Raw genomic sequence first — 24,493 nt, 5'->3', positions numbered from 1 at the left:
CTGTTACAGGCTCAACTGAAATCATATTTACAAAAAGGCGCTGTTGGGAAGTGCATACTTCTACCCTGAGTGTAATTTTAATGAGGTGAATTATAATTTAGTCAGCGGATTGCTGGCGGTGGGGTATTAGCTGTCTATTAGTCTGAGGTTTGTTTAGATTAGGGTTTTGAAGGATGATTAGTCATGGGGGAGTACACTGCTGGTCGGGTATTAAGCGATGGCCTTAAGAAGTGGTTGGAGATTTCATGAATTTTATGTTGCAAGCTGATTGGTCATGTTACATTCATAAAAAATTCATATTTTCAAATTTCTTGTCTTTGAAAACACTGACTTCACTATTTATAACGTTTATGAGAAACATACCTCGTTTGAAATAATTTGCCCCACTTTTTAGTCGCTTGTTATTCTTATGAGATTGAAGATCTTCATGCGTTCCCTTAATGATGACCACTGTAACTTAGTTTGTGTGTTTAGTGATCATATCCAGTTGATATGTTGTGGTGGAGAGATGGTTGGTTGTCGCTTGGGCTTCGCATTCAAATTGATTTTTTGAAGTTTAGAGACTGCCTCTTCAATATTGCCATTCATTGCATAGATGATACTAATTACTGCTGCTATGCGATATAAAACTTCGTTACTTGAGTTTGGTAAACTTATCTCTAATTCTCGGTTTGGTAACTGTAGGGAAACCGAGTCATCATTGTCGTTTGCGCATGTTTTATTGATACGGACTTCGGCATTAGTGCTTTCCCCAAATAGAATAACTCTTCGAGCGTGTTTCTTAGCCTTTTTGAATATATAGTCAAAGCATTGAAGGTGTTCTCCAACTATTGCAATAGCAGGACCGGTTAAACCTTCAAAGATTCGGGAACACAATTTGGCCATGTCGGCTACTGAAGTTGCCGTTTGGTTAGTGGACGGTAAATCAATTTCAGTAATTAAAGATATTGTCGGTTTAATACGATGTGTAATTGGCCCAGGCTTCATACTGAGGGCACTTTGCGTAACTTCAATAATCGCAGCTTCATGATCCTTATTTAGACTGGCCAACACACATGGGGCTGCTATGCATGAGTTGTCAGCACCAGAATTGGTTAGAACTTTATCCTTTGGACCAAGTGTATGTGTGATCATGTTTCGTATAGGAAGTCCCTCTGATGTTCCAGTAATAGCAATGACTTCACCATCGAAACGCTCGCGGGCTGCAAAACCTAGCTCTATGATCGTCTTAAGAGGGTCATCCACCTTTAACACTGGCAGTCCTTTAGGCAGTCCGGGGATAGGGCGTGAGACTATAGCTCCGGCAATTCGGTCAGCAAACGATGGTAGTTTTTTGTGAGAATCCCAGAATTTTGCTGAGACCTTCGGAATCGGCGCATGGTAGGAGCGATCCAAGTTTGTATGTGCAACGAAGAGAACTGGCTCTGATGATGCTTCAATAAGTCCACTATCTGAAACTACACTGCTTACGAACCACTCTTTATCTTTAGGGGGAGGTTCCAGCCAGGTGCCTCCAGAGATAGTGGCCAGCTGTTCTGCATTCCAAGTTTGCCCAGGTAGATGATTATAAATAATGTCTGGAAACTTGGTTCTATAAACTGGAATTTTGCTCTTTTGGTATTCACGTTGCGGAGTGAGGCTTAGTTTGCTCATTACTCCTGGAATAGGAATTGGCTTGATTTTAGTTTTATTGGAAATCAAACCGACATATAGATGTAGCTCCGCATCACTAAGATCTCTGCTTGCAGGGGCTCTAAGCCCAAAAAAATCACGGTAAATCGTGTTGGGCTCCCAGTGGCTAGTGGGGAGCTGCCAGTCACAGGGGTCGTGGTCCATAGAGGTTCCCCAGCAGGGCATGGAACTCTGCAAAGTTGGTATAGCGCGGAAGTCCAGCCTGAAGTCCTCAGCGAGTTTACTTTCGATTTTCCAAAAGGACTCCACCCATAGCATCTGCCGGGATATTAGCTCTCTAGGAGTTAATTTAACCCCCAGTAGCACTAGAGGGCCAATTTTTTGGGGGGGGATTTGGGCATCAACAGGTACCGAAGGAACCTGCCATTGGGGGGTTATTGGGCGTTTTGCTAATATCTTTTCTTGCCGATAAGTGGTTTTCCTACTAATAGAGAGTTTTCTTGCCAGGCGTGAGGGCGGAGTAAGCTTTAGATTGGCTGTGCCGTCTTCACATAAATGGAGTTGGGTTCCCAGTGACAAACAAATTTGGGAAAACCTTTTACAGTGTGCTTTAGCAGCTTCACCATATAATTGCTTTGAGTAGCCAAAACCAGCTTCAACAGGAGCAAATGTGATTTGCTCAATGCCACTGGTACTTAGGTGCAGGCGAAAAACGCCACTATCGGACACGCTTTCACGGATACAATCAAAGAGTAAGTCCCCGGCACCGTGGATAATAGGGCGCTGTTGATATAGTTCTATACCTTGTAGATTGTGACTGCCAGAGCCCAGAATACCATCTGCGCCAGCCTCAATAATTTTGTGGGCTGCGATGACTTGCTGAGGACAGGGGTGAGCCTTATGGTTTGCTTCCCAGTGCACGGCTACCAGAACCACCTGGGCTTTCTTGCGAGCTGCAGTAATAAGGGGCTGCAGAGTGTCGTACCATAGCTCTGGTACTGATAGGGGGAGGTGAGCACAACCAGGATGCGTGGGGCCGGCAGCATAACGAGGCTGGGTGGCATCAAGAGAGAATATCGCTACATTGATATTTCCAGCAGGTCTGATTACAGGGCCGAGTGCCTCCTCTAGATTCCTGCCGGAACCTGAATGTCCAATCCCTGTGCAATCAAGCCACTGCCCCTGTTCCATTAATGCGGCAGGCCCATAATCGCCGCTGTGATTGTTAGCAGTACAGGCTATATCTATTCCTGCATTAATGAGTATGGACAGCATCTCTGGTCTAGCGCGGTAATAACATGGGGAGACCTCTCCCTTTGGTATACCCTGCTCTCCGCTAGTGGCGATCACGCACTCCAGATTAATAACGCTGAGATCGGCATTATTCATTGCTGGGACATGCCCCAGAACCTGTTCAATGCCCAGCTGGACTGTACGGTAGTGTTGTCTGCGCCCCAGATTTACATCACCGCCCCAGGCAATCACTGGCTGATCTTGAGCGACAGGGGGCGCGGTGGCTTGCCCATCAGTAATGATTTTGGAATGGTATAGATTGGCAGTAGCCCCTGTTTTTTTAGGTGCTTGGGATAAAAGATATTTCCTATAGGCGATCAAGCTAGAAAGATAATGACTCACTTCGTCTAATCTGACCCTGAAGTTTTCATGACGAGTAAAAAAACTGCCAGTGACTCTCGCCGGATTCTTGAAGAACATGGCAAACTCAGGCCAAAAATAGCCGTTTAATAGGTGATTGGCCCTACCATGTAATGCACGATAAAAGTGTTCAAGATCAATTTGGTCCAGTAGATATTGATATGCCTCTTGGGTGTTTAGATCCGAGATCATCTTTGCTGCAGCCACCATTAACTCGAGTAACCTTGGGGATGCAGTTATATGCTTCTCGACGAAGTCCAGAATACTGGCAAAGTTACGGATACCGAACTGATAGTATTTCTCCTTCGGCCTATAAATCGTGAGCAGATTTACACAGTGGCTCACCCAGTGATCGTGAGTGCGCCAGTGCTCAGTCGCTATAAAATGATCCAAGCTTTTCTCTACCAGTGTTAACCAGCGAGGATTCTTATCCCAGCTATAAAGGCATATTAATGCGAAAGCTGCTTTACCCAGAGGGTTATTCGAGGCCGGCTGTTGTTTAATGGTGAAAGAAGAAAACTCCAGAACAAGGGGAAGCTGCTCAGTGTCCAGGTTTTGTATAAATTCTATGCCCCTGGCTAATTGCTCCATCAGGTCTGCATAAGTTCTGCACTGCAAAGCCTCAGAATATTTAACCAGAGCTAATAGGCTTGCCGCGTTACTAGCTAGGTTGATTTCACTATGCTGTTCTACCCAAAAGGCAGTGACTTCACTTGTGTTTGGGAAAGTTATTTGGATTAATTTAGAGGTAAGATATTTCAATGCCTCCTCTATGGCTTCCAATAGAGAATACTCTTTGGTGACTTCCCAGGCCTCAACCATCGCGCAGATGCTACTTGCGTGGCATAAGTTTTTGTCATTGATGATCTCTTGATCGAAACAGGTATGCCATCCATAGTGAAAATGCCCACTGGGCTTTACCTGGCCAGCTAGATAATGGCTGCTACTTTCAATAATCTTTGTAATTTTCTGGCTATCCAGCTCTTCAATAACCCGGCGTCCAGTATTCAATCCCGATTCATATAGGCACAAAGGCTCCAGTTCTTCTTCGCAAAAAAGCCCTGCAGTGGTCAGAAGTACAATGCTTCGCTCATCGGAGAAATCCAGATCTTCCTGCTGGTCAAAACGTTTCTTGAAGTATGAAGTAAAATTCTTTTCATTGAGGAATCCATGCTCGATTTTATCGCCGCCATGTAGCATGGCATTCCCGTTAAGCTCTTGTTCGAGAAAAGCAAATTTGCAATCGACATCCAATGCAAGGCCGTAGCGGAAGTAGGAGCGCTTGGTGTCCTGGAGAAGTTCATGTAAACCGGCAAGAGTCATTGTGCTCCTGCGGGTAACCCAATCTACCCGTAGCCAGCAGGGTTCTATTTTGGAGCTTTTAGCTGCCCTATGGGTAATTTCAGTGAGAGTCTGCCAGGCGCTTGGGAAGTCCTTAGCATGGGTGTGCCGTACTTGAGCTCGTTGCTTGGCGTCACTGATTGAAAAAAAAAGCGTATAGGGTGGGCTGAGATCACGCTGTGCCCGTTCTACCATGGGGCGTGCTCGTCTAAGCATGCTGGATAGGGACATGTCGCTATTATTCTCTGTGGATCGGGGTGACGGCTACATTATTCGTATAGCTTTACTGGGTAACTAAAAGAGGACTTTCCTGCTGGAGTATAGACATGCGAACAGATTCTGCTGGTAATGAGAGAAATCTTGCAGGAAAAATCTGATCAGATAAATTTTTTATGAATATAGAAAATTAGGTTTTCAAAACTAATCCACTTGGATAGTATTAGGGATACCGCGCTTAAGAATGGAAGGCACGCAAAGTGCCGAAGGTTCTCACAATTAACCCTTAAGCAACTTAAAAGGGTTAACTCCAGGTTGAATGAGTTTGCAGGTTATACGCTTGCCAATCCCTAAAACCCGAAAGGCGACCCTTTCGGGTTTTTTGTCAGAAAACTATTAACCGACCAATTAAAGATTGGTTCTCGCGGTTGATTACCCTGTCGACTTTTAAGGCGGCACATGGACGTTAAGCCTGTGCGAAGGGTTGTCCTTCCTGGTTTTGTTTGAATTTTACTACCTGGTGCGGAGCTCAAAGAGTCTTAGAGGACCTTTAGAGAACAAGGAAGAAATAGAAGTGGAGTATTAGGCAATGCGTTGGAATTGGTGGCAGAACCTCAGGGGATTTCCTCCTCTGGTCTGGATAATATTAGTAGGCAGTTTTTTTAGTCGTGGCACTTATTTTATGGTTTGGCCTTTTCTGGCCATTCTTCTTTTCAATAAATTTGAGTTGGGTGCAGCGGAAATTGGCTTGATTCTCAGTGCCTCAGCAATTGGTGCGGCGCTATTGGGCTTTTTTGTGGGGGCTTTGTCTGATCGCTATGGACGTCGGAATATTCTGCTATTAGGTTCGCTAATAAACTTATGTTCTTTTGCCCTGTTGGCAGTGACCCAGACATTAGCGGGATTTATTCTGGCGATGACTCTTTGCTCAATTGGTCGCGCCGTTTGGGAACCGCCAGCCAGCGCATTGATTGGCGACTTAATTGATAACCAGGCGAGTCGTGAGTTAGCTCTGCAGCTGCGTTACTTCCTTATTAATGCGGGAGCGGCATTAGGGCCCATTGTTGGTGTCTGGGCGGGGCTTAGTGCGCAGCAGTCCACCTTTGGCTTAACTTCTCTCAGTTATCTGCTTTTGGCGCTGGCGTTTATTTGGGGATTTGCAAAAACAGAGAAGGGACAGCTCTCAAAGAGCAATGGTGATGGTTCTGTCGATTTAGGCAGTACCCTGGCGATATTGCGCAGGGACCATGTGTTTATGGTGGTGATTTTTGCCAATATTCTCACGATGTTTATCTATGCCCATATGGATTCCAGTCTGGTGCAATATCTGACACGGGCGGAGGCTCCGCGATTGGTTGAGCTGATATCCAGTATGATCTTTGTGAACGCAATGACCATCGTGTTATTGCAGTTTCCACTCATGCAGTTGATGCGCAAGCTGGATATTAATGGGCGAATTATGATCGGGCTGGTGGTATTGGCTGCGGCACAAATGTGGTTTGCCCTCAATCCGGTGCACTGGTTTTGGGGCTGGATGGGGGCGACCTTTGTCCTCAGTTTGGCTGAAGCGATTCTCTTTCCAACCATGAGTGTACAGATAGACCGGTTGGCGCCTGAGCATTTACGCGGTACCTATTTTGGGGCCTCTTCCTTTTACGCTCTCGGTTGGGCCTTGGCCCCACTGGCTGGAGGGGTGGTTCTAGAGTGGTGGGGTGGACCGACGCTTTATTGGATGTTGCTGGCGCTTTGCGGTGTCGTATTCGCGCTTTATCGCACAACAGCTTACCTCTCCCGCCCACAGTGGCCGGAGCAGAAAGAGCAGACAATCTCTTCAGGTGAAAGTGCCAAAATCACTGGATAGTTAAAAAGAGGTTTTTCAGATATAGAAATAGATGGAGTCTGTGAGGCATAAAAAACGGGAAATCCAGTAGTAAGCATGGAATTTCCCGTTCTGATTTGCCTGAGAAAATCCCCGACAAGAATATTGCCGGGGAATTTTTTTAGATCTCTGCGGCGAGGCGTGAGCCTTGATCAATGGCGCGCTTGGCGTCGAGCTCCGCGGCCTCGTCGGCACCACCGATCAGGTGGGTCTTCACTCCGCGTTCCTGCAATGCTTCATACAGTTTGCGAGCAGGTTCCTGGCCAGCGCAGACAATAATGTTATCCACCTCTAGCAGTCGCTCTTCATCGCCTACGCGAACATGCAATCCCTGCTCGTCAATTTTGTCGTAAAGAGCACCGGCAATCATCTCAACCTTGCGGTGTTGCAGGCTGCCACGGTGAATCCAGCCAGTGGTTTTACCCAGGCCCGCACCCACTTTGGTGGTTTTGCGCTGTAGCAGATAAACCTGGCGAGGGGTGCTTACCGCTTCGCGGGGTTTCAGGCCAGAGCGCTGTTCCAGCTCAATATCCACACCCCATTCACTAAAGAACTCTTCTTTATCGCTGGCAACGACTTCCTCTTCGGTGGAGTGGGGGCCGTCGTGAGTCAGGTATTCCGCTACGTCGAAACCGATACCGCCCGCGCCGATAATGGCCACTTTTTCGCCGACTGGTTTCTTATGCTTCAGTACGTCCAGATAACCCAACACCTTGTCGCTCTCAATACCGGGGATCGGTGGAGTGCGCGGCTCGATACCGGTGGCGATTACCACTTCGTCAAAAGACTGCAGGTCTTCTGCGGTAGCGATAGTGTTGAGTTTGACCTCAATGCCAGTCACTTCCAGGCGGCGTTTGAAGTAGCGCAGGGTTTCCTGGAATTCTGCCTTGCCGGGAATCTGCTTGGCGATATTAAACTGGCCACCGACTTTGTCGCTGCCTTCAAACAGGGTTACCTGGTGTCCGCGCTCGGCGGCAACGGTGGAGGCAGCCAAACCAGCGGGGCCGGCACCGATAACAGCAACTTTTTTCACGTTTTCGGTAGGCAGGTAGTTCAACTCAGTCTCATGACAAGCGCGTGGGTTGACCAGGCAGGAGGTGAGCTTCAGCTGGAAGGTGTGATCCAGGCATGCCTGGTTACAGCCAATACAGGTATTGATTTCATCGGCGCGGCCCTCTGCGGCCTTGTTGACGAAATCGGAATCTGCCAGGAATGGACGCGCCATGGAGATCATATCGGCCTGCCCGGAGGCCAGCACTTCTTCGGCCACTTCCGGCACATTGATGCGGTTACTGGCAACTACCGGGATAGACAGGTGCTGTTTCACCTTGGCGGTAATATCGGTAAATGCGGCGCGGGGTACATTGGTGGCGATAGTGGGAACGCGCGCTTCGTGCCAGCCGATACCGGTATTGATAATCGTGGCGCCGGCTTTTTCGATAGCCTGGCCCAGGGCAACCACTTCGTCGAAGTCACTGCCGTCTTCCACCAGGTCCAGCATGGACAGGCGGTAGATAATAATAAAGTCTTCGCCAACAGCCTCGCGCACACGGCGAACGACTTCGATCGGCAGGCGGATACGATTCTCGAAGCTGCCGCCCCACTCATCGGTACGTTTGTTGGTGCGCTTTACGATGAACTGGTTAATAAAGTAACCCTCGGAGCCCATGATCTCTACGCCGTCGTAGCCGGCTTCGCGGGCCAGGGTAGCGCAGCGTACGTAATCATCGATCTGGCCTTCGATTTCCTCACTGGTTAGCTCGCGCGGAGTGAAAGGGTTGATCGGAGCCTGGATGGGGGAGGGAGCAATCAGGTTTTCGTTGTAAGCGTAGCGGCCGGTGTGCAGGATCTGCATACAGATTTTGCCGCCTTCGGCATGAACGGCCTCGGTCACTTCCCGATGCTGTTGCGCCTCTTCTGGGGTGTTCATTTTAGAGGCACCCTTAAATACGCCACTCTCTTCGTTGGGCGCGATACCCCCCGTTACAATCAGGCCAACGCCACCGCGGGCGCGCTCAGCGTAGAATGCCGCCAAACGGGTAAAGCCACCGGGGTGTTCTTCTAGGTTGGTGTGCATGGAGCCCATCAGCACCCGGTTTTTCAGGGTGGTGAAGCCCAGGTCCAGGGGGGCAAGCATATTAGGGTAGGCTTGGGACATGGCAAAATTCTCTTCTTGTAACCTTTGGGGTTCATTTATATATGCAAAAAAGTGCATATCGTTGCCCAGCAGGATAACAAGAGCCTTTGACGCGAAACAGTGACCTTTCCGGTCGAATTCAGTGATCAATTCCTGACGTTTTATTAAGCTATTTGCGTCCCATTCTCATTTGGCTGAAATGCTTGTTTTTAAAGGGATTTTCCTCTGTTCACTTATACAGCCAAAACCGCCAGAAGTTGCTCTCGCAGCCAGCGATTGGCGGGATCTTCTTGTAGATTTTTGTGCCACAACAGATGCCAGTCCATTAGGGGTATTTGGAACGGCAGTTCAAATAGGCGTGCCGAATACTGACTGGCCAGACTCGCTGGCACGGTCAGAGCTAAATCTGTGCGTAATACGATTAAAGGCGCTACTCGGTAGTGTTGTACACGCAGTTTGATGGTGCGTCGCCGCCCAAGTTTGTTCAGTGCTATATCCGCCAGGCCAGGACCCGTGCGCCTACTGGAAACATGGATATGTTCCAGTTGTAAATACTGTTCCAGTGTCAGGCTCGACTCCCCAGCCAAGGGATGCTCATTGCGCAACATACAGAGATAACGGTCCTGGTGCAGGCGCTGTTGTTGCAGTTGGGGCGCTGTCGCGAGAGGGACATCCAGGGCGAAATCCAATGTATTGGCGGCCAGTTCCTTGGCAAGCTGATCCCTGGGAACGTGAAATGACTCTACTGTTACACCCGGCGCTTCTTTTTCCAGGCGCTCTAATAGAGGCGGCAGCAGTAGGGTTTCTGCCATGTCGTTCATAGATAGTCGCAATGTTTTGCGTGCCAGGGCGGGGTTGAATTGGCGGTGTTCATTCAGGCTGGTGCCCAGTAGGGAAAGGGCCTGCTGCACCCTAGGCATGATGGACTCCGTAAGAGGGGTGGGAGTCATGCCGGAGGGGCCGCGAATAAATAATGGGTCGTCCAGGGTACGGCGCAGACGTGCCAGGGCATTACTCACTGCCGGCTGGGTGATATGCAACTGCTCAGCGGCTCGGGTGAGGTTGCCCGAGTTATAAATGGCCTCCAGAACCAAGAACAGGTTCATATCCATTTTTTGCAACTGCATCTGTGCCTCAATCATAACCAGTGTGAATGATCATATATTCGCACAATAAACTTTGATGATTCAAACGAGAGGACTAGGGTTGGAGTTCCATAAAAAGAGGAACTCGCTGTGGCCGAATCAATCGTGGTGCGCCATGGACAGGCGTCCTTCGGCGCCGATGATTACGACAATCTCTCCGATATCGGCTGGCAGCAATCCCGCTGGCTGGGGGAATACTGGCGGGGCACTGGCCAGAAGTTTGACCGGATTTTCTGCGGCAGCCTGCGCCGTCATCGGCAAACTACCGAGGGTATCTGTGCAGGCCTTGGCATCGACTTAGAGGGCCACTTGACGGTGGTTCCCCAATTGAATGAGTTCGACTTCCTTGAAGTAGCTCGCCTCTACAGTGAGAAAAAACCCACAGCTACCCCGGGCCCCAATGCACCCCGTGCCGACTTTTACCGCTTTCTAATGCAGGGCATGCTCGCCTGGTCTGCAGGGGAAATTGCACCGGCAGAGAGTTGGCAGGCATTCGAAAATCGCATTCGTGAAGTTTTGGATTTAATCAGCGATAGCCCCAAAGGCAGTAAAACTCTGGTGGTCAGTTCCGGTGGGGCTATTGCCATGATGGTGCGGCAGGTATTGGGCGGTCCCCCCGAGTCGGTGATCAAACTCAATATGCAGATACAGAATACCGGCACTACCCGTTTTTTCTCTAGCGCAGGGCAGGGGCTCAGCTTGAACAGTTTTAATCACGTGCCTCATTTGGAGAGAGATGAGCGCCACACTTCCGTGACTTACAGCTGAATTAAAACCTATAACACAATTAAAGGTGAAAAGACATGGAGTTTGAATATTCAGAAAAGGTACAGGGCCTGTTGGAGCGGCTCAAAAACTTTATGCAGGAATATGTGTATCCCGCTGAGAGTACCTATATACAGCAGTTGCAGGATGACCCCTGGGGCGAGCCCCCTATTATGGAGGCTTTAAAAGAAAAAGCCCGTGAGGCTGAGCTGTGGAATTTATTCTTACCCGATTCCCGCTATGGTGCCGGCCTTACAAACTTGGAATATGCGCCTTTGGCGGAGGAGATGGGCAAGGTCTTATTTGCCTCAGAAATTTTTAATTGCAGCGCCCCGGATACCGGCAATATGGAAGTGCTGACCCAGTACGGATCGGAAGCGCAGCGGGAAACCTGGCTGAGGCCATTGCTGGAGGGCAATATTCGCTCGGCATTCGCCATGACCGAACCCAAGGTGGCCTCCTCCGATGCTACGAATATTGAAACTTCTATCGTGCGCGATGGCGATGAATATGTGATTAATGGTCATAAATTTTATATTAGTGGCCTGATGAATAAGCGCTGTAAGGTCATGATTGTGATGGGCAAGACCGATCCCACTAATCCGGATCGGCATCGCCAGCAATCGCAAATCCTGGTTCCCACAGATACCCCTGGGGTAAAAATAATTCGGCCCATGCAGGTATTTGGCTACGACGATGCTCCGGAAGGTCATGCTGAAGTGATTTTTGAGAATGTTCGGGTGCCCGCGTCTAATCTGATTTTCGGAGAAGGGCGTGGTTTTGAAATTGCCCAGGGGCGTTTGGGGCCGGGCAGAATTCACCACTGCATGCGTTTAATTGGCCAGGCCCAGCGCGCCCTGGAAATGATGGCAGGCCGCGCGGAAAATCGTATTGTATTTGGACGCCCGATGAGCAAGCAGGGCTCAGTGCGGGAGGATATTGCCAGGTCTGCCTGTGAAATTGAGCAGGCACGTTTGCTAACTTTAAAAGCTGCGGCGCAAATGGATCGACTTGGCAATAAAGCGGCCAAAGACCTGATTGCCATGATTAAAATTGTTGCACCGCAAATGGCCTGCAAGGTGATTGACCGCGCTATCCAGATTCACGGTGCGGCAGGGTTGAGCCAGGACTATAGCTTGGCCCACCACTATGCTTACGCGCGGACTATCCGTTTAGCCGATGGACCAGATCAAGTACATATGATGCAGCTGGGACGCAACCTGGCTGCCCGTTATGCCGCAGAGACTGCACAGGGAGAGGAGCATGTCTGAAACCGTAAAGGAGTCACGTAACTCAGTGGAAGCTTTGCCGCTGGAAAAGTTGCAGGAATACCTCAGCGCAAATGTTGAAGGTTTTTCCGGGCCACTGAAAATCAGTAAATTTTCCGGCGGTCAATCCAATCCCACCTTTAAGCTGGAAACGCCTTCAAATACCTATGTATTGCGTCGGCAACCCCCGGGAAAACTATTGAAATCTGCTCACGCAGTGGATCGTGAGTACCGTGTTATGTCTGCACTGGCAGATACCGACGTACCGGTGCCCAAAGTTTTTCATTTATGTGAAGACCGGGATCTGATCGGCTCCATGTTTTACCTGATGGAATACTGTGAGGGGCGGATTTTCTGGAATGCGGCAATTCCTGAGGCAGATGCTCCTGCGCGCAGTGCTATGTACGATGAAATGAATCGGGTGCTCGCCGCATTACATAGTCTCAACATCGACGCCATGGGGTTATCCGATTACGGCCGCCCGGGAAACTATTTTCAGCGGCAGCTGGAACGCTGGACGGGGCAATACCGGGCTTCCGAGACACAGCCTATTGCGGCGATGGAAGAGTTGATTGAATGGCTTGGCAGTGCGCTCCCAGAAGACGATGGTCGGATAGCTCTAGTACACGGTGATTACCGCCTCGACAATATGATTTTCCACCCTAAAGAACCCAAAGTGATCGCCCTGCTGGATTGGGAGCTTTCTACGTTGGGCCACCCATTTGCCGATCTTGCCTATCAGTGCATGCAAATGCGTATGCCTGCTGGGGGTGACAAGATGTCCGGCCTGTTGGGGCTGGATATTGCCTCGCTGGGTATCCCCTCTGAACAGGCCTATGTGGCCAAGTATTGTGAGCGTATGGGGATTGAGGGCATTGACCACTGGCCTTTTTATTTGGCGTTTAGTTTTTTCCGTTTAGCGGCGATAGTCCAGGGCGTGGCCAAACGCGCACAGGATGGCAACGCCTCTAATCGCAATGCGGCGAGCCTCGGCGCTCTGGTAGAGCCACTGGCACAAACGGCAATGAGCATTGCCAGTGAGGCGAGTTAGTTAGAAGGTCATTTCGATACAATTTATTTCGCTTTTTATTGTGCTTTGGAAAATGATAAGGATAAAAAATGGCAAAGAATCTTTTTGATCTCACCGGAAAAATTGCTCTGGTAACCGGTGCTAGCCGGGGTATTGGTGAGGCAATTGCAAAACTTTTGGCAGAGCAAGGCGCCCATGTGCTGGTATCCAGCCGAAAAATTGAAGGCTGTCAGGCTGTTGCCGATGCGATTGTCGATGCCGGCGGTAAAGCGGAAGCGGTGCCTTGCCATATCGGCAATATGGAAGATATCCAGAAAATGTTTTCCGATGTCCGCGAACGCTTTGGGCGGCTGGATATCCTAATTAACAATGCGGCTACCAACCCCTATTTTGGTCATATCCTTGATACCGACCTCGCGGCTTTTGAAAAAACGGTTGAAGTGAATATTCGTGGCTATTTCTTCATGTCTGTGGAAGCGGGCAAGTTGATGCGTGAGCAGGGTGGTGGTGTGATTGTGAATACTGCCTCGGTCAATGCCCTGCAGCCTGGTGTGGGGCAGGGAATCTATTCCATCACCAAGGCGGCAGTAGTCAATATGACCAAAGCCTTTGCCAAGGAGTGTGCCCAGTTCAATATCCGTGTTAATGCCCTATTGCCTGGGCTGACCAAAACCAAGTTTGCCGGGGCACTCTTCACCCACGAGGATATTTATAAAACCGCAATCGGCCATATCCCTATGCACCGTCACGCCGAGCCTGAGGAGATGGCGGGTACAGTACTCTACTTAGTTTCCAACGCCTCCAGTTACACCACGGGCGAATGCGTAGTGGTGGATGGCGGAATGACTTCCTGTGGGGGAATTTAATATGCAAGATCCAATATTGGATTTCGACAACCAGGTTGCCCTAATTACCGGCGCCGCCAGTGGTTTTGGCAAACTGCTGGCTAAAGAGTTGGGATCTCGCGGAGCGCGCTTGGTACTTGGAGATATTAATGAAGAGGGCCTGATGCAACTCGCTGATGACCTGGGTAGTGATGGTATCCAGGTGCGTGCTCAACGTTGCGATGTTTCCTCTGAAGCGGATTGCGTTGCTCTGGTGCGACTGGCCGAGTCTGAGTTCGGTGGCCTGAATATGGCGGTTAATAATGCCGGTATCGCTCCGCCGATGATGTCCCTGAAGCAGACTGACGAAGCGATGATGGACCATCAATACAATGTAAACCTGAAGGGCGTATTTTTCGGTCTCAAGCACCAGCTGCCATTAATGAAAGATCGAGGCGGTGTGGTTCTCAATGTTTCCTCTATGGCAGGGCTGGGGGGTGCACCCAAAATTGCCTCCTATGCTGCCGCCAAGCATGGGGTTATTGGACTGACCAAAACTGCAGCAATGGAAAACGCCAAGTACGGTATTCGGGTGAATGCCATTTGCCCATTCTATTGCCTGACGCCAATGGTGACTTCTGTGGAGGCCCCAGGGGCCAGCCCGGAAGAGGTTCAGGCTTTTCTCGCCGAAGGTTGTCCGATGAAGCGTCTTGGTGAGCCGAAAGAAGTAGTAGCGGCTATGTTAATGCTACTCTCTCCAAAGATGACTTATGTTACCGGCCAGGCACTGGCTGTGGATGGCGGTTTGTCGGCTTATTGATAGCTGAGGTGAATCAAAATAGGTGCTGTTAATACCTGCACTGCCACCCCTGAAGATTTATTGCCGAGCAAGGGAGAAGGCAGATAGGTGTTAACAGCCCACAACCTGATATTTTTTTGGTTGATGAAAATCAGTCCGCGATGGAGAATCCTAAAAGCAAGCTTATTGCGAAAAGTTTTTGCAGATGTTGGCTTCTGGTGCAACGCTATATCGCTTTAGGAGAGCTTCGTATATTCCTTTATTGCATAGCTGTCTGAGACCGTGATTGAAGGCATCTCTGTCTGCTTTGTTTTTAAATGCCATTTTAAATGTCAGAACAGGTACAACGATTGTATGGATATCGACCTCATTCATAGAGTGGCCATCTTTAGAGGAGAAATAAGAAAAAATACTTTTATCAATGATTATAATTGAGTTGTCTTCCCTCCAGAATTCCCTTACCTGATCTTGAGAGCTTTCTAATTCTACATAATTCTTTGCACCTATCTTTCCGGGAGAGAAGAGCTGGCTAAATTCTGGCCCAAGATCCTTGTGTGCTCCTGTCCAGGTTATTACGTGGTGTCCTACTAGATCCTTTAGTTGATTGATTTTAATTTGATCTTTTTTACGGCTGATTGCGTAGTTGATAAAAGCTATATAGTCATTTGAATAATAGAGGTCTCCATTATTTTCGTGTACGTTCGCTTCAGCCTCTGCCATACCTCGCTCTATTGCTCCAAGAATCTCCCCCCAGCCCATTTGGATAAATGAGATGGTGTAATTTGGAAGAGACTGGGTGATGACATCAACTTCTAATCCACTCCTCGCCTGATTGATGACATAGGGGGGGCATCCTGAGATATGGCAATTTTCAATTCTTTGGCGTGGCTTGAGAAGGCGAAGCAGATCAGGAGTAGGCTAAGATGCGATAATATTTTTGATGGCATATTGATTTCACTTGCTTAGCGGATATCTTAGGTTAATAGGGTAATGTAGATATATTAGGCTAAAGACAATGTTTTGTTTTATATAGAGTTGTTATCTTTTTTCGAAGGGGTACAGGAATATGAGTCTTCAATGTAATAAATTATCAATGAAGATAGTACTCTAAAGGGAATATTCCCAGTCAAAATTAATTTCTAAAAAGAATATAGGAAGTCTTAAATACGCTGGGAGAGACTCTGTAAGAAGATTAGAGATTGCTCAGTAATGCATTAACCGGTTTGCTCAGTGAACCATGGGTAAACCATTTATTGATACAAGCCCAGAAGCAGCCAAGAAACCAGTTTGGGAGTAGATGGTTGAAATTAAGTGATTACTTATGCTGAAGAAAACTACTGGGGTTTATGAGTAGGTTATCCTTCTGCTCTGTCTGGGGTTTTAAGGATGAAGAATTTTTTGTTGCTACTTTTTATCGCTGTCTTTGAGTTTAAGAAGTCAGAGCGAAGCAAGAGATTGACGGACGATGTTTAAATGGGAAACCGGCATCCCTCTTCTAAAGAATGCACCGGTAAAGTCAATTTCTTGAACTTTGATAAAGTTAGAGACTAGTGGGCTTCCCCAGTAGGGATTTGTTCCCCACCAGCCATATCGACCAGCGCTTCTGGGGTTTCTCTGCAGAAAATTGATCGCTTGCTGAACATTGTCATATCTGAGATAAAAAATTCTATTATCGAAGACACTATGTGCATCGAAGATTATCAGGTGGTTTAGGGATATGCCTTTGCGACCGAGTAAATTGGCCAGGTTGATGGCCGTGGTTCCCCCACGGCTGTAGCCAAGCAGTAATAAGTGCTTCTGCTGTAGAGATGCCCTCACTAGAAAATCCCGGGCTTTAATTTTTTCAGTTGGACCGAACATGGCCCCGCCCATTTCGGTAACCCAAGACCTCAAAGCTTGGTTATCACCGGCATTGGAGCCACCCGCGCCATAGATGCCCACCACGGCCAGCTCACCCTTTGTAACTTTATTGTTTATAAGTGTCATTTTGCACTGCAACGACACTGATGCTTAAGTGTAGAAATAGACGTAGCACACTGGTAAGAGAGCTACTGTTTCTATGGCAGAATCCGACAGCGTTTCTGCGCTGCCTTACGCAGTTCTCGGGGTAAGACCGGTTCCGCAATATTATTTTGTTGTTGGCGCCATTCTTGGCAAAGAGCAACATAGTTTTCGGCACTAACCTGGCTGCGTAATGTCTGCCATGGGTCTTCCTTTACTTCAGGTTCTGGCCGAGGAGGTTGCCACTGGGCAATTTCCTGAGTGGTTAGTTGAATCTCATTATTCTGAGTCATAGCGGGGGTTCGGGCACCAAGGTGCTGTGCCGGATGTACCAACATTAAAAAAGCGGTCACCAAAGCGCAACTCAGGGAGGCTCCGGATAAGATTCGGCCTATATCCTTTTTCGGTTGATAGCCTTTTGCCTGTAATAAGATTCCACTGTCTAACTGTTGCGGTGAGGTAAAAGCTGACGCCTCTTCGCGGTATTGGTGCTCCCAGTTACTCATGCTTCTACCTCAATCACTCTTTTATGGCCTCCACTTGCCAGGGTTTTGCTTGAGATCCGTAGATCAGGGTTTCAATTTGTTGTCGAGCCAACTGGTAATACTCTCGACATTTTTTCAGTGAAATGCGCTCTATATCCGCTACTGAGGCCAGGGAGAGTTTGCACTCCATATGCAGTAATAATACGTTGCGCTGAAGCTTGGGGAGTTTTTGAATAGCTGCGACAACCTTACTCTCACTGGTTAATGCCTCAGATTGTGTAGTGCTGTCTACATGTTCCCGCAGAGCTTTGTTGACTTGAATAAACAGCCAGTTTCTAAATAGCCGGCCATGAAGTTGCGGAGGGTTCTGTAAGACATTTTCCCACAGGGCCTGTAGCAACTGTGTGGTTGAAGAGGGTGCCATTTGTACGCAGTAGCGATAGAGAGCGTCTTTGTGGCGGTTATACAGTGGCTCAAATACAGCAAGACTGCGTTTCTCCCGGTAATGCTCGAGCAGTTTTTCATCAGAAAATTGTTGGAACGCTTTGCGAGACAAAGTGTTGTGCCTCCGTACGCAGTGAACCCGAAAGCCAGAGGTGGCTTAGGTCTGGATTTATGCGTCGTTGATCATAAAAATTGTAGTCGGTTTAGACATTAAATTTTTTATCCAAGTGAACAACTTTGGGTGCCTATTGCTTTTAGATCCGCCCAAGTTCTCTTGGCCTGCGAAGTATAGATGCCCCTGCTTAGCCAGGGCTTACAGAGGGTAACGGGTAACGCCATAACTTGATGAACGGTCGTTTGGCGCTTTAAACCTTTTTCTAAGGGGTAATTGGCGTGCAATGAATTTTTTTGACTCAAAAATTCTCTTAATAAAGAGTGTTTTCTTTAAAATTGTCGATGTTCGCTTTGTTTGAAAATATGACAGAAAAAATGCGACCGGTTCTGCGGGGGGCAGGGCAAACTATTTATAAAAAATAATTTGCTTGAGAAGTCTCCCGGTTAGTGATGTGTCGGCAAATCCGGCAGTGGTAGAGGCAGTTGTAAGGGACCGTGTTCGGCGCGCAGATCTGTTAGCCTCAGACCTACGCCAAGCAGGCGAATGGGAGTCGATCGTTTATCCCAGCATTCCTGCAGTAACTGGCGAAATTCAGAAATTCGACCTGCGCGACTATTGCGTTCATGAGTACTCTGGGAAAAGTCAGCATATTTTACCTTTACGGTGGCACCATTTACCTCATAACGATCGCCGAGTTTTTCCAGGCGTTCCAGCAGTCGTGTATACAGGTGAGTCATTTCCTCCAACCATTCGTTAAACTCACAGAGATCCTTGTTAAAGGTGCGCTCCACACTGACACTCTTGCGAGAGCCATCTCCACTCACTGGGCGATCGTCGATGCCGCGGCTCAGTTCATAGAGACGGCGCCCAAACTTCCCAAAGGTTTTACTCAACTCCACCTGGGAATAGCGCCTGAGGTCGGCACAGGTGTGAATTCCTTGGCGGTGCATTTTCTCTGCTGTTACTCGGCCCACACCATGGATTTTGTTCACCGGTAAACGCAATACGAATTGATCTACTTCCTCTGGCGTGATTACCGTTAGTCCATCGGGTTTACGCCAGTCACTGGCGATCTTGGCCAGGAACTTGTTTGGGGCAACGCCGGCTGAGATCGTAATGCCAAGGGTCTCTCTCACTCTTTGGCGGATCTCCTCCGCCATTAATGTAGCGCTACCGTGGCAGCGCCCACTATTACTGACATCTAGAAAAGCCTCATCCAGCGAAAGGGGCTCAATATCGTCACAGTAATCGAGGAAAATTTCGCGGATCTGCTGACTGACTTCACGGTATTTGGCCATGTTGCCGGGTACTACAATCAAGTCAGGGCAGAGTTTTTTGGCCTGGGCGGTTGGCATGGCGGAGCGCACGCCGTAACTGCGAGCTTCATAATTGCATGTAGAGATTACCCCGCGGCGGTCACTGCTACCACCTACGGCTAGTGGGCGCCCGCGAAGATTGGGATCGTCTCGCATTTCGACCGAAGCGTAAAAACAATCACAGTCGCAGTGGATAATCTTTCTCATGCTGTGATTATATACAGTGTTTTATGGCGCCAGGAAGTTATTTCTGCCATTCGACAGAGCCGGTTTGACAACGGATAGGTGAACGATGAGTAGCATTCCTTTAGTGGAGACCCCTGATTCAGATGAAGCCATCAGGGTATTTGCAGAAATTCAGGATGAGCTGGGTGGGATTCCCAGCCTGTTTAGGATTTATGCCCACCACCAAGGACTGCTGCTAGCTAATTGGCAGAAGTTCAAGGCAGTGATGTTACACGGCTGTCTTTCCGCCCAGCTGAAGGAGGCTATTGGCTTGGCGGTCTCTGCGGATAATCACTGCGACTATGGCATTTACCACCACAGTACCTCCCTGCAAATGCTCGGGGTAACCCCCGATGAAGTCATGCGTATTCGCACAGACCCAAAGAATGTGCACTTTTCCGAGAAGGAGCATGCACTGTTTGACCTTGCTCGCAACGCCAATACATCCCCAGACGATCACCGGCAGCACCTGATCGCTGAGGCACGCAAGCTGGGAGCGGGGGATGATGAGTTATTGGAAGCCTTGGGGGTTATGGAGCTGGTGCTGGGCTTCAACCACCTGGCAGAAGTGCTGGACCTGGTACCAACCAGAACGCCCCACCAAAAATAACCCCGGTGAATTACCGGGGTTAAATCTTGTATAGCGCAAGGGTGCTACTTGGGTGGCCGGCCCCTGCCAAAAATCAATGTCAGGACAAAAAGCACAATAAAGATGAAGAAGAGGATTTTAGCGATTTCTGTCGCTGTGGTGGCGATACCACTGAAACCGAAAAATGCGGCTATCAGTGCAATAACCAGGAAAATAATGGCCCAACGTAGCATAGTGGTCTCCAGTTAAGATAGAGGGAACCGGTTGCAAAACTTTGGGGGGCAGACTCCCAACCTCTTAATTGGTAGTGAATGGAGTCGGTAATTACAAATTTCTATCACCGCCAGTATCTGTGACCTTATCCAGGCTAACAAAGTAAAACCCCTGTTTCGTGGTCTGTGCATGGATGAGAGGCAGTGCTGCTGCCACCTCCTTACCATGCTCATACATTGGGTGCAGCATTACCACGCTGCCGTCTTTGGCATTCTGAACTATGTAGTCGGCGATGAGCTCGGGCCTGCTCATATCCACATGCAGGTGAGGCTCCAGGTCCCATTGAGCCAACTCGAAATTTTGTGCAGCCAGAAGGCTGCCAAGCTCTTCAGAGATACGTCCAAAAGGGGGCAGGATCGCCGGTTTTTCTCGATAGCCATGATGCTGTAAAAGCAGACAGGTCTTTTTAATCTCTGCTTTGGCACTACTCAAAGGTAGATTTGCCAAGTCGACATAGGAGTAACCGTGACTTCCGACCTGGTGGCCGGCACGCACTATGGCGTGTGTTTGATTGGGATAACGCTCCATATCCTTGCCAACCAGAAAGAAAGTTGCGGGTATTTGCAGGGCTTCAAGCTGGTGTAACAGGGATTCGGTTATGCCCGGCACAGGCCCGCCACTAAAAGCCAGGGCAATACGTTTTTTCTCTTCGGGTTCTGCCAGTACTGCCAGAGACAGGCATAGGAAAATGCTCGATACCGTAAATATTATTATTCTCATTTAATGCGGCAATTTTATCTGGACCAGAAAAGAAAAAAGCCGTCAGAGACGGCTTTTTGTGCTTTGCTATCGCTCGAGAAGGTCGAGCTTGCCTTTCTTGCCATCCCACTCTTCGGCATCGGGTAGCGGGTCTTTTTTCTCGGTGATATTTGGCCAAACCTCGGCGAGTTCGGCATTCAACTCGATGTATTCCTGTTGATCATCGGGCACTTCGTCCTCAGAGAAAATCGCATTGGCGGGGCACTCAGGCTCGCACAGGGCGCAGTCGATACACTCGTCGGGATGGATCACTAGAAAGTTAGGGCCTTCGTAAAAACAGTCTACCGGGCAAACCTCTACACAGTCGGTGTATTTGCACTTAATGCAGTTTTCCCCAATTACGAATGTCATGATTGTCCCTCAATAGTGCACTGATTCTTTCGAGCACGGATTCTATCAATTACTGGCGCGAATTGTAGTGGCTTTTCAGTCGATTTAGTTCACTGTTTATAACAAGTTGCACTGGGCGACAATTGCCGCCCGGCCTTTTACTTCAATAACTTGCGTAAAGCATAGAGCGCTTCCAGGGCCTGGCGCGGGGTCAAATCGTCTGGGTCCAGCTCCTCCAGCGCATCCACTGCAGGGTGGCTGGGACTGCCGAACAGATCGACCTGTTGGGGAGAATCAGCTTGAGTTGGTGCTGAGAGTACTGGCGCTATAGTCGTTTCCGTTGCCTGCTCAGGTGCTTGAGTGGACTCGGGAGTCACTACGGGTACATCTACTGACTGGGCGCCGGCCTCCAAGGCCGCCAAGCGAGTACGGGCCTCTGTGAGTACATCGGCGGGAATCCCCGCCAACTTGGCCACTTGTAAACCGTAACTTTTGGAGGCGGGTCCCTCCTGAATGCGATGCAGGAAGACGATGCCCTCACCGTGCTCTGTGGCGTCCAAGTGGATGTTGGCTGCTTCGGCACATTGATTGGGTAGATCGGTCAGCTCGAAGTAATGGGTGGCGAACAAGGTGAAGGCGCGCACTTCTCCGGCCAGGTAATGAGCGCAGGCCCAGGCCAGGGAAAGACCATCATAGGTACTGGTGCCGCGGCCGATTTCATCCATCAGTACCAGGCTGTGTTCACTGGCATTGCGCAGGATATTAGCGGTCTCGGTCATTTCCACCATAAAGGTGGAGCGGCCACCGGCCAGGTCATCGGCACTGCCGATACGGGTAAAGATGCGATCCAGCAGACCGATCTGGGCGCTGTCTGCTGGGACATAGCTGCCGCAGTGCGCCAGCAGGGCAATCAGCGCAGTCTGGCGCATATAGGTAGATTTACCACCCATATTCGGGCCGGTAATGACCAGCATACGGCGATCGTCGCGCAGCTCGATATCGTTGGCGACAAAGGGTTCGTCCAATACCTGTTCCACCACCGGGTGACGTCCACCGGTGATATGCAGGCCAGGATTGGTGCCCAGCTCAGGGCGGCACAGGCGCAGGTTGTCGGCACGTTCAGCCAAGCAGGCCAGAACATCCAATTCAGAAATACCAGCCGCAGCGGCTTGCAGCTCAGCCAGAGACTCATTCAGTTGATTAATCAGCGCCTCATAGAGGGCCTTCTCTCGCGCCAGGGCGCGGCTTTTGGCTGAAAGTGCCTTGTCTTCGAACTCTTTTAATTCGGGAGTAATAAAGCGTTCGGCATTCTTCAGGGTTTGGCGGCGGATATATTCCGCCGGTGCCTTGTCACTCTGTCCACGGCTGATTTCAATAAAGTAGCCGTGCACCCGGTTGTAACCCACCTTCAATGTGGGGATACCGGTGCGCTCTTTTTCGCGCAGTTCCAGCTGTACCAGGTAATCCCCTGCGTTCTCACTGATAGCGCGCAGCTCATCCAGCTCTTCATCGTAGCCGGTGGCGATTACGCCGCCATCACGTATCACGACAGGCGGATTTTCAATAATCGCTTTTTGCAGCAACTCAACAGTTTCAGGCCATTCACCGATCTGACCGCATGACTCTTTTATTAGAGTGGCATTTGATTCATTTAGCTGCTGTTGGATTTCGGGGAACTGTGCCAGAGACTGACCCAGCCTTGCCAGGTCGCGGGGGCGTGCGGAACGCAGTGCCAGGCGGCCTAGAATGCGCTCCATATCACCCACGGGTTTGAGGGCATCGCGCAGGGGCTCGAAACCATACTCTTCAATCAATGCAGCAATGGCATCCTGGCGGTTGCGCAGGGTAGTGAGCTGGCGCAGCGGGTTGTTCAGCCAGCGGCGCAGCAGGCGACTACCCATGGCGGTTTTACAGCTGTCGAGAACCGACAGCAGGGTATTATCATCGCTGCCATTCAAGTTCAGATCGATTTCCAGATTGCGACGGCTGGCGCCATCCAGGGCCACGGTTTCATTGCCGCTTTCGGTGTGCAGGCCGCGAATGTGTGGCAGCTCGGTGCGCTGGGTATCCCGTGCATATTGCAGCAGGCAGCCGGCGGCCACTATAGCGCCGTGCATATGACTGCAACCAAAGGCTTCCAGGTTCATGGTGCCAAATTGTTGATTGAGCAGGCGCAGGGCGGTTTCCAGCTCGAACTCCCAAGGCGCACGGCGGCGTACACCGGCACGGCGTTCAATTTCCACTGGCAAAGAGAGGTCTTCTGGCGCGAGTAGCTCAGCCGGGTTATGGCGCTGAACCTGCTCGGCCAGGGCTTCCAGAGAATCTGTTTCCTGAACCACAAAACGACCGGTTGCCAGGTCCAGCAGTGCCAGGCCAAATACATCGCCCAAGTGCGAAATAGCAGCCAGGAGGTTATCGCGGCGATCGTTGAGAAGTGCCTCGTCCGTGACCGTGCCCGGAGTAACAATACGTACTACCTGGCGCTCAACCGGCCCTTTGCTGGTGGCGGGATCACCGATTTGTTCACAGATGGCAACGGAAACACCAGCTTTAATCAGCCGCGCCAAGTAGCCCTCAGCTGCATGGTAGGGAATACCGGCCATGGGTATAGGCTCACCCCCGGACTTGCCACGCGCAGTAAGAGTGACATCCAACAGCTCAGCTGCCTTCTTGGCATCATCAAAGAACAGCTCGTAAAAGTCCCCCATACGATAGAACACCAGCTCTTGGGGATGCTGGGCCTTGATGCGCATGTATTGCTGCATCATGGGGGTGTGTTCGGGTTTCACGGCCTTAGTCTTGTTTGCGGTTTTTGGCATTTTTCTCTAAGAAAATCAGTAAGTTACAAAAGTGTTCGCAAACCCCAAGAGCTCCGCAGGAGTGGCGGTCGGCTCAGATTGGGGTAGGGGGCAGGTTTCCTGGGGGCTTAATGAGCAAAAGCGTTTGATCAAATAATGAACGGCAAGCCCAAACCTGATGTTCTTGAAGCATGCAATCGGGATAGATCTGAACAGAAAGGTCCAGGCCAAAGTTCGAAGAGCTTCTTTATAGGGGGCGCAGAATAGCAGAGTGGAGGACAAACCACTATGGATGGCTTATCAAGCGCTGGAGAGATGGCTATTAGCGACCCTGTGATTTTATGAGAGCTTTAATAGAGAAGCGGGATGTTTTGCTTTTGAGGTAAGGGCTTTCAATTTTCTTTGCTCCAAAAAAACAGTTGTTGATTTTTTCAAGGGAGGTACCCGATTCTTCAAGACCGTGTACTGA

19 protein-coding genes are annotated in these 24,493 nt (G+C 49.6%); 7 read left to right on the top strand and 12 right to left on the bottom strand.

Features of this window, described 5'->3' with window-relative positions; translation table 11 throughout:
* Positions 1-477: 477 nt before the first annotated feature.
* Positions 478-4,857 carry a CapA family protein gene (locus ACJJIT_RS13715; RefSeq protein ID WP_444898751.1) on the bottom strand — a complete coding sequence of 1,460 codons (4,380 nt, stop codon included), beginning with the start codon at positions 4,855-4,857 and terminating at the stop codon, positions 478-480.
* Positions 4,858-5,431: 574 nt separating this feature from the next.
* Here ACJJIT_RS13715 and ACJJIT_RS13710 point away from each other — a divergent pair.
* A complete protein-coding gene (locus tag ACJJIT_RS13710; protein ID WP_444898750.1) occupies positions 5,432-6,703 on the top strand; it encodes an MDR family MFS transporter in 1,272 nt (423 codons plus the stop codon).
* Between the two features lie 139 nt (positions 6,704-6,842).
* On the opposite strand, the gene ACJJIT_RS13705 is transcribed toward ACJJIT_RS13710, so the two are convergent.
* Positions 6,843-8,879: an oxidoreductase gene (locus ACJJIT_RS13705; RefSeq protein ID WP_444898749.1), complete on the bottom strand. Its 2,037-nt coding sequence runs from the start codon at positions 8,877-8,879 to the stop codon at positions 6,843-6,845.
* Between the two features lie 212 nt (positions 8,880-9,091).
* Positions 9,092-9,985 carry a LysR family transcriptional regulator gene (locus ACJJIT_RS13700; protein ID WP_252085103.1) on the bottom strand — a complete coding sequence of 298 codons (894 nt, stop codon included), beginning with the start codon at positions 9,983-9,985 and terminating at the stop codon, positions 9,092-9,094.
* Between the two features lie 108 nt (positions 9,986-10,093).
* On the opposite strand from ACJJIT_RS13700, the gene ACJJIT_RS13695 reads away from it, so the two are divergent.
* The 5 genes from ACJJIT_RS13695 to ACJJIT_RS13675 all read left to right on the top strand — a co-directional run bounded on the left by ACJJIT_RS13695 (position 10,094) and on the right by ACJJIT_RS13675 (position 14,710).
* Positions 10,094-10,771, top strand: a complete 678-nt coding sequence (locus tag ACJJIT_RS13695; RefSeq protein WP_444898748.1) for a histidine phosphatase family protein — start codon at positions 10,094-10,096, stop codon at positions 10,769-10,771.
* 35 nt (positions 10,772-10,806) lie between these two features.
* Entirely contained in the window at positions 10,807-12,039 is a 1,233-nt protein-coding gene (locus tag ACJJIT_RS13690; RefSeq protein ID WP_444898747.1) for an acyl-CoA dehydrogenase family protein, read from the top strand.
* Complete coding sequence (locus ACJJIT_RS13685; RefSeq protein WP_444898746.1) at positions 12,032-13,087, top strand: phosphotransferase; 1,056 nt, start codon at positions 12,032-12,034, stop codon at positions 13,085-13,087. Before ACJJIT_RS13690 ends, ACJJIT_RS13685 begins: the two co-directional genes overlap by 8 nt.
* 68 nt (positions 13,088-13,155) lie before the next feature.
* A complete protein-coding gene (locus ACJJIT_RS13680) occupies positions 13,156-13,932 on the top strand; it encodes an SDR family oxidoreductase (RefSeq protein WP_252085107.1) in 777 nt (258 codons plus the stop codon).
* Between the two features lies 1 nt (position 13,933).
* Entirely contained in the window at positions 13,934-14,710 is a 777-nt protein-coding gene (locus tag ACJJIT_RS13675; protein WP_444898745.1) for an SDR family NAD(P)-dependent oxidoreductase, read from the top strand.
* 162 nt (positions 14,711-14,872) lie between these two features.
* Here ACJJIT_RS13675 and ACJJIT_RS13670 read toward each other — a convergent pair whose 3' ends face one another.
* The 5 genes from ACJJIT_RS13670 to dinB form a co-directional block, all read right to left on the bottom strand.
* Positions 14,873-15,409 carry a hypothetical protein gene (locus ACJJIT_RS13670; RefSeq protein ID WP_444898744.1) on the bottom strand — a complete coding sequence of 179 codons (537 nt, stop codon included), beginning with the start codon at positions 15,407-15,409 and terminating at the stop codon, positions 14,873-14,875.
* 717 nt (positions 15,410-16,126) lie between these two features.
* Entirely contained in the window at positions 16,127-16,675 is a 549-nt protein-coding gene (locus ACJJIT_RS13665) for a hypothetical protein (RefSeq protein ID WP_444898743.1), read from the bottom strand.
* A 71-nt stretch (positions 16,676-16,746) separates the two neighbouring features.
* The gene (locus ACJJIT_RS13660) at positions 16,747-17,196 is read right to left on the bottom strand and encodes a hypothetical protein (RefSeq protein ID WP_444898742.1); all 450 of its coding nucleotides are present in this window, start codon (positions 17,194-17,196) and stop codon (positions 16,747-16,749) included.
* A 13-nt stretch (positions 17,197-17,209) separates the two neighbouring features.
* Positions 17,210-17,731, bottom strand: a complete 522-nt coding sequence (locus ACJJIT_RS13655; protein WP_444898741.1) for an RNA polymerase sigma factor — start codon at positions 17,729-17,731, stop codon at positions 17,210-17,212.
* A gap of 446 nt (positions 17,732-18,177) precedes the next feature.
* Positions 18,178-19,257 (bottom strand): DNA polymerase IV, encoded by a 1,080-nt coding sequence (gene dinB / locus ACJJIT_RS13650; RefSeq protein WP_252085113.1) that lies wholly within the window; start codon positions 19,255-19,257, stop codon positions 18,178-18,180.
* 85 nt (positions 19,258-19,342) lie between these two features.
* Here dinB and ACJJIT_RS13645 point away from each other — a divergent pair, with 85 nt between their 5' ends.
* On the top strand, positions 19,343-19,885 hold the full coding sequence (locus tag ACJJIT_RS13645) for a carboxymuconolactone decarboxylase family protein (protein ID WP_252085114.1): 543 nt from the start codon (positions 19,343-19,345) through the stop codon (positions 19,883-19,885).
* A gap of 44 nt (positions 19,886-19,929) precedes the next feature.
* Here the strand turns inward: ACJJIT_RS13645 and ACJJIT_RS13640 are convergent, their stop codons facing one another.
* From ACJJIT_RS13640 to mutS, 4 genes are all read right to left on the bottom strand, one after another.
* Positions 19,930-20,097: a DUF1328 domain-containing protein gene (locus ACJJIT_RS13640; protein WP_252085115.1), complete on the bottom strand. Its 168-nt coding sequence runs from the start codon at positions 20,095-20,097 to the stop codon at positions 19,930-19,932.
* 91 nt (positions 20,098-20,188) lie between these two features.
* Positions 20,189-20,857, bottom strand: a complete 669-nt coding sequence (locus tag ACJJIT_RS13635; protein WP_444898740.1) for a polysaccharide deacetylase family protein — start codon at positions 20,855-20,857, stop codon at positions 20,189-20,191.
* Between the two features lie 66 nt (positions 20,858-20,923).
* Positions 20,924-21,247 (bottom strand): ferredoxin FdxA, encoded by a 324-nt coding sequence (gene fdxA, locus ACJJIT_RS13630; protein WP_252085117.1) that lies wholly within the window; start codon positions 21,245-21,247, stop codon positions 20,924-20,926.
* A 137-nt stretch (positions 21,248-21,384) separates the two neighbouring features.
* Complete coding sequence (mutS, locus tag ACJJIT_RS13625) at positions 21,385-24,045, bottom strand: DNA mismatch repair protein MutS (protein ID WP_444898739.1); 2,661 nt, start codon at positions 24,043-24,045, stop codon at positions 21,385-21,387.
* Between the last annotated feature and the right edge of the window lie 448 nt (positions 24,046-24,493).

The sequence above is a fragment of the Microbulbifer mixtoriginis (SeqCode) genome, from assembly GCF_052467515.1.
This window is presented reverse-complemented; position numbering and strand designations above follow the sequence as displayed.

What these genes read in the sequence shown, in the direction of transcription:
- ACJJIT_RS13640 (WP_252085115.1), bottom strand. Translation starts at nt 20,097, where the DNA reads ATGCTACGTTGGGCCATTATTTTCCTGGTTATTGCACTGATAGCCGCA.
- ACJJIT_RS13710 (WP_444898750.1), top strand. Translation starts at nt 5,432, where the DNA reads ATGCGTTGGAATTGGTGGCAGAACCTCAGGGGATTTCCTCCTCTGGTC.
- ACJJIT_RS13670 (WP_444898744.1), bottom strand. Translation starts at nt 15,409, where the DNA reads ATGGCAGAGGCTGAAGCGAACGTACACGAAAATAATGGAGACCTCTAT.
- ACJJIT_RS13690 (WP_444898747.1), top strand. Translation starts at nt 10,807, where the DNA reads ATGGAGTTTGAATATTCAGAAAAGGTACAGGGCCTGTTGGAGCGGCTC.
- ACJJIT_RS13635 (WP_444898740.1), bottom strand. Translation starts at nt 20,857, where the DNA reads ATGAGAATAATAATATTTACGGTATCGAGCATTTTCCTATGCCTGTCT.
- ACJJIT_RS13680 (WP_252085107.1), top strand. Translation starts at nt 13,156, where the DNA reads ATGGCAAAGAATCTTTTTGATCTCACCGGAAAAATTGCTCTGGTAACC.
- ACJJIT_RS13675 (WP_444898745.1), top strand. Translation starts at nt 13,934, where the DNA reads ATGCAAGATCCAATATTGGATTTCGACAACCAGGTTGCCCTAATTACC.
- fdxA (WP_252085117.1), bottom strand. Translation starts at nt 21,247, where the DNA reads ATGACATTCGTAATTGGGGAAAACTGCATTAAGTGCAAATACACCGAC.
- dinB (WP_252085113.1), bottom strand. Translation starts at nt 19,257, where the DNA reads ATGAGAAAGATTATCCACTGCGACTGTGATTGTTTTTACGCTTCGGTC.
- ACJJIT_RS13665 (WP_444898743.1), bottom strand. Translation starts at nt 16,675, where the DNA reads ATGACACTTATAAACAATAAAGTTACAAAGGGTGAGCTGGCCGTGGTG.
- ACJJIT_RS13685 (WP_444898746.1), top strand. Translation starts at nt 12,032, where the DNA reads ATGTCTGAAACCGTAAAGGAGTCACGTAACTCAGTGGAAGCTTTGCCG.
- ACJJIT_RS13705 (WP_444898749.1), bottom strand. Translation starts at nt 8,879, where the DNA reads ATGTCCCAAGCCTACCCTAATATGCTTGCCCCCCTGGACCTGGGCTTC.
- ACJJIT_RS13715 (WP_444898751.1), bottom strand. Translation starts at nt 4,857, where the DNA reads ATGTCCCTATCCAGCATGCTTAGACGAGCACGCCCCATGGTAGAACGG.
- mutS (WP_444898739.1), bottom strand. Translation starts at nt 24,045, where the DNA reads ATGCCAAAAACCGCAAACAAGACTAAGGCCGTGAAACCCGAACACACC.
- ACJJIT_RS13700 (WP_252085103.1), bottom strand. Translation starts at nt 9,985, where the DNA reads ATGCAGTTGCAAAAAATGGATATGAACCTGTTCTTGGTTCTGGAGGCC.
- ACJJIT_RS13645 (WP_252085114.1), top strand. Translation starts at nt 19,343, where the DNA reads ATGAGTAGCATTCCTTTAGTGGAGACCCCTGATTCAGATGAAGCCATC.
- ACJJIT_RS13660 (WP_444898742.1), bottom strand. Translation starts at nt 17,196, where the DNA reads ATGAGTAACTGGGAGCACCAATACCGCGAAGAGGCGTCAGCTTTTACC.